Source organism: Streptomyces kebangsaanensis, assembly GCF_001906585.1.
GTDB classification, from domain to species: domain Bacteria; phylum Actinomycetota; class Actinomycetes; order Streptomycetales; family Streptomycetaceae; genus Streptomyces; species Streptomyces kebangsaanensis.
Genome location: NZ_JUJA01000041.1, coordinates 3,992 through 8,525, shown reverse-complemented (window position 1 = coordinate 8,525; position 4,534 = coordinate 3,992). Strand labels below are relative to the sequence as shown.

Here is a 4,534-nt window from a genome sequence, read left to right as displayed (position 1 = left end):
GACGGAGCGGATCCGGGCGCGGGTGCCGCGGCTCGTGCCGGACGTGGAGGTGGTGGGCGACCCGGTCCGCCGGCTGCCCGGCCTCGTCACCTTTTCGTGTCTCTATGTCGACGGGGAGACGCTGCTGCACGAGCTGGACCGTGAGGGGTTCTCCGTCTCCTCCGGTTCGTCGTGCACGAGCAGCACCCTGACGCCGAGCCATGTCCTTAGGGCGATGGGCGTGCTGAGCGAGGGCAACGTACGGGTGTCGCTGCCGCCCGGGACGCCGGAGGAGGACGTCGAACGGTTCCTCGCGGTCCTGCCGGACGTGGTGGCGGGGGTCAGGGAGAAGCTCGGGGCGCCGGCCGGGGAGCAGCCGGCCGCCGTGCGGGAGGACGCGCTGGTCGTGGACGCCCTCGGCAAGCGCTGCCCGATCCCGGTGATCGAGCTGGCCAGGGTCTTCGGGGACGTGCCCGTCGGCTCCGCGGTCCGCGTCCTGGCCGACGACGAGGCGGCGCGGCTGGACATTCCGGCGTGGTGCGAGATGCGGGGTCAGGAGTACGTCGGCGAGGAGCCGGCGGACGAGGGCTCGGCCTACGTCGTCCGCCGGGTCTCGTAGCCCCGTACGGTACCTGCCGCCCCGTCAGGCGAGGTGGGTGTGGACCTCGTCGGCCGCCTCGTCGCCGTACGCCTTGGTGAAGCGCTCCATGAAGTGGCCGCGGCGCAGCTGGTACTCCTGGGTGCCGACCGTCTCGATGACCAGGGTGGCGAGCATGCAGCCGACCTGGGCGGCGCGCTCCAGGCAGACGCCCCAGGCCAGACCGGAGAGGAAGCCGGCGCGGAAGGCGTCGCCGACGCCCGTCGGGTCCACCTTGCGATCCTCGTCCGGGCAGCCGACCTCGACCGGCTCCCGGCCGTCGCGCTCGATGCGCACGCCGCGCGAGCCGAGGGTGGTGACCCGGTGGCCGACGCGGGAGAGGATCTCGGTGTCGCTCCAGCCGGTCTTGGACTCGATGAGGCCCTTCTCGTACTCGTTGGAGAACAGGTACGTCGCCCCGTCCAGCAGTATCCGGATCTCGTCGCCGTCCATCCGGGCGATCTGCTGGGAGAAGTCGGCGGCGAACGGGATCTCGCGCGTGCGGCACTCCTCGGTGTGCCGGAGCATCGCCTCCGGGTCGTCCGCGCCGATCAGCACCAGGTCGAGACCGCCGACGCGGTCGGCGACGGTCTTGAGCTCGATGAGGCGGGCCTCGCTCATCGCACCGGTGTAGAAGGAGCCGATCTGGTTGTGGTCGGCGTCGGTGGTGCACACGAAGCGGGCGGTGTGCAGGGTCTCGGAGATGCGGACCGAGGCGGTGTCGACGCCGTGCCGGTCCAGCCAGGCGCGGTACTCGTCGAAGTCGGGGCCCGCGGCGCCCACCAGGACCGGGCGGGTGCCGAGCTGGCCCATGCCGAAGGCGATGTTGGCACCGACCCCGCCGCGCCGTACGTCCAGCTGGTCGACCAGGAAGGAGAGCGAGACCGTGTGCAGCTGATCCGCGACGAGCTGGTCGGAGAAACGGCCGGGGAAGGTCATGAGGTGGTCGGTGGCGATGGAGCCGGTGACTGCGATGCGCACGGCGTGGACGCTCCTGAGGTCAGGGGGGATTGACAGTCCACGCTACCCGGTGTCGCGGTTCACGCCACTCTGCCGGTGCCGTCGTCCCTCGTCCACGGCGTGCACGTGTCCGTCTCTTCGGCCCGGCTGCTGAACGGGATGTCCGGCCACGGGGATCGAACCGGCGCACCGAGTACGCCGAGGGGAACCGCGCGCTCCCCCGCCGCGTCCCATCGCCGTCCCCCGTCCGGGGGATGCGGAGTACGACCCAGCTGAAGGAGCGATGCGGTGAACACCGAGCGACCCGACCACGACGACGTGGCCGCGGGCACCGCCGGGGAGGCCCCGGAGCGGGCGGAGACGCCGGGGCGGGAAGCTGCGGCGGGCGAGGGTGGGGACGGGGGCGAGGCTGCGGAGGTCCCGGTGACCTCCGCGGACAAGGACGCCCAGGACGCCCCGGATGCCTCGGACGCTTCGGACGCTTCGGACGCTTCGAATGCCCCGGAGGCTTCGAAGGTCCTGGGCACCCCGGGCGCCTCGAAGGACCAGGAGGACCCGGACACCTCGGATGCCTCGAACGCCTCGAAGGTCCCGGAGGACTCGGACGCTCCGGACACCCCGGACGCCTCGAAAGACCCGGAGGACCCGGACGCTCCGGGCACCCCGGGCGCCTCGAAAGGCCAGGAGGCCCCGGACGCTCCGAAAGTCCCGAACACCCCGGACGCTTCGAAGGACCAGGAGGACCCGGAGGCCTCGGACACCCCTGGCGCCTCGAAGAGCCCAAAGGTCACTGACGCCCCGGAGGTCTCGGACGTCACCGCTGTCCCGGACGTCACCGCGGTCCCGGAGGGTGACGGGCGCTCCAGCGGGTGGCGGGTGCGCGGGCGGTCGCCTGTGGTGATCGCTTCGGTCGCCGCAGCGGTACTGCTGGCGGGCGGCGGTGGGGCGTTCCTCGCCGCGGGCGCGGATGAGCGTGCGGAGGCGGCGTCGCCCGGCGGACGCGGCACTCCCCCGCCGCTGGTCCTCGACGACCACGTCGCCGCCGACAACGAGGGCAGCGGCGACAGCGGCGGCGGTACGAACGGGATCGCGCCCGGGGAGCCCAACCCCTACGGGGCGGCCTACCGGGTGAGCGGCACACTGCCCGGCGGGCCCGGCTCGGCGCCGGTGTACCGGGCGCGGGGCGAGGTCACCCGGGAGGAGGTGGCCCGGCTCGCCGAGACGCTCGGCGTGGAGGGCACTCCGGTGGCCGACGCGCGGGCCTGGAGGGTCGGGTCCGGGAAGGACGGTTCCGGACCGGTGCTGCGGGTGGACAGGCAGGCGCCGGGGACGTGGACGTTCAGCCGGTACGCGCCGGGCACCGACAACTGCAAAGGCGCGGTGTGCACGTCGGCGTCGGACCCCGCGGCTTCGCCCGTCCACCCGGTGGACGCGGCGGCGGCCCGGAAGGCGGCGGTGCCGGTGCTCAAGGCGCTGGGCCAGGACGATGCCAAGGTGGACGCGGGCCAGACCATGGGCGAGCGGCGGGTGGTCAACGCCGATCCGGTGGTCGGCGGGCTGCCCACGTACGGCTGGACGACGGGCCTGATCATCGGCCGGCAGGGCGAGGTGGTCGGCGGCAGCGGCCGGCTGAAGGCGCCGGTGAAGGACGACACGTATCCCGTGCTGAGCGCGCGCGGGACGCTGGAGCTGATGAACGCGGCCCCGCGGGCCGGCCACCGCATGGGCATCGGCGGCTGCGCCGACCCCGTACCGCTGAAGGACCGCGCGGAGGCGCCGTGCGGGACGGACGCCTCGGTCCCGACCCCCGCCCAGGAGGACGCCTTCACGGTCGGCAAGGCCGTGTTCGGGCTGGCCGCGCACCGCTCCGACGGGCGGCAGACGCTCGTGCCGTCCTGGCTGTTCGAGGTACGGGCGCCGGGCGGGCAGGGCGATCCCTTCACGGTGCCGTATCCGGCCGTCGACCCGAAGTACCTGACCTCCTCGTCGGCCGCGCCGGGCGGGCAGTCGAGCCCGGCGCCGAACGGTCCGGGCGGCGCCCTGGAGACGGGGGACGTGAAGGTGACCGGCTACAGCACCGAGGGCGACGAGCTGACCGTCCGCTTCGAGGGCGGGGTGTGCTCGGACTACAGGACGTCCGTGAAGGAGGACTCCGACCGGGTGACGGTCACGGTGACCGCGACCTCACGGCGGGGTCGGGTCTGCATCGCGATCGCCAGGGAATACCACGAGACCGTACGTCTGGACCGGCCGCTCGGGGACCGGAAGGTGGTCGGCTCGGACGGGCGGGAGATCCCCCGGGAGCGGCCGGGGGCGAGGCTGCCGGATGCGCCGCCGGCCGCCCGCTGAGGCGGGTGGACACACGGAAGGCGGCGGTCCCCTGAAACAGGGGCCGCCGCCTTCCGACGTCGTACCGTGCCGTGGCCGGCTGCTCAGCTGAAGGAGTCGCCGCAGGCGCAGGAGCCCGTCGCGTTCGGGTTGTCGATCGTGAAGCCCTGCTTCTCGATCGTGTCCACGAAGTCGATGGTGGCGCCGCCGAGGTAGGGGGCGCTCATACGGTCGGTGACGACCTTGACGCCGTCGAAGTCCTTCTCCACGTCGCCGTCGAGGGAGCGCTCGTCGAAGAAGAGCTGGTAGCGCAGGCCGGAGCAGCCGCCGGGCTGGACGGCGACGCGCAGGGCGAGGTCGTCACGGCCTTCCTGGTCGAGCAGGGCCTTGACCTTGGACGCGGCGGCGTCGGTCAGGACGATGCCGTCGGTGACGGTGGTGGTCTCGTCCGATACGGACATCTACATCTCTCCCGGGTTGTACGGAGACTGCTTGCCGACGAGTGCAACCGGCGGGGTGACGGATTCATTCCGGGCCGGGCGCGTGCTTTTCTCTTCTCCGCGCTCGTCCTCTTCATGCTCGCACACGCGTGGGGGGACGGACAGCGGCCTGCGGAGGGACGGGGCCGGG

Annotated in this window: 4 protein-coding genes; 2 read left to right on the top strand and 2 right to left on the bottom strand. The window is 73.0% G+C overall.

Going from position 1 to position 4,534, the window contains the following annotated elements; translation table 11 throughout:
• The coding region (locus RH94_RS42505; RefSeq protein ID WP_234425560.1) for a cysteine desulfurase/sulfurtransferase TusA family protein at nt 1-598 on the top strand (598 nt) is incomplete at its 5' end.
• Nucleotides 599-622: 24 nt separating this feature from the next.
• Here RH94_RS42505 and RH94_RS05980 read toward each other — a convergent pair.
• Nucleotides 623-1,597 (bottom strand): carbohydrate kinase family protein, encoded by a 975-nt coding sequence (locus tag RH94_RS05980; RefSeq protein ID WP_073946608.1) that lies wholly within the window; start codon nt 1,595-1,597, stop codon nt 623-625.
• A 267-nt stretch (nt 1,598-1,864) separates the two neighbouring features.
• Here RH94_RS05980 and RH94_RS05975 point away from each other — a divergent pair, with 267 nt between their 5' ends.
• On the top strand, nt 1,865-3,925 hold the full coding sequence (locus tag RH94_RS05975; RefSeq protein ID WP_073946607.1) for a hypothetical protein: 2,061 nt from the start codon (nt 1,865-1,867) through the stop codon (nt 3,923-3,925).
• Nucleotides 3,926-4,008: 83 nt separating this feature from the next.
• On the opposite strand, the gene erpA is transcribed toward RH94_RS05975, so the two are convergent.
• Nucleotides 4,009-4,365, bottom strand: a complete 357-nt coding sequence (erpA, locus tag RH94_RS05970; RefSeq protein ID WP_073946606.1) for an iron-sulfur cluster insertion protein ErpA — start codon at nt 4,363-4,365, stop codon at nt 4,009-4,011.
• Nucleotides 4,366-4,534: the final 169 nt, after the last annotated feature.

What these genes read in the sequence shown, in the direction of transcription:
- erpA (WP_073946606.1), bottom strand. Translation starts at nt 4,365, where the DNA reads ATGTCCGTATCGGACGAGACCACCACCGTCACCGACGGCATCGTCCTG.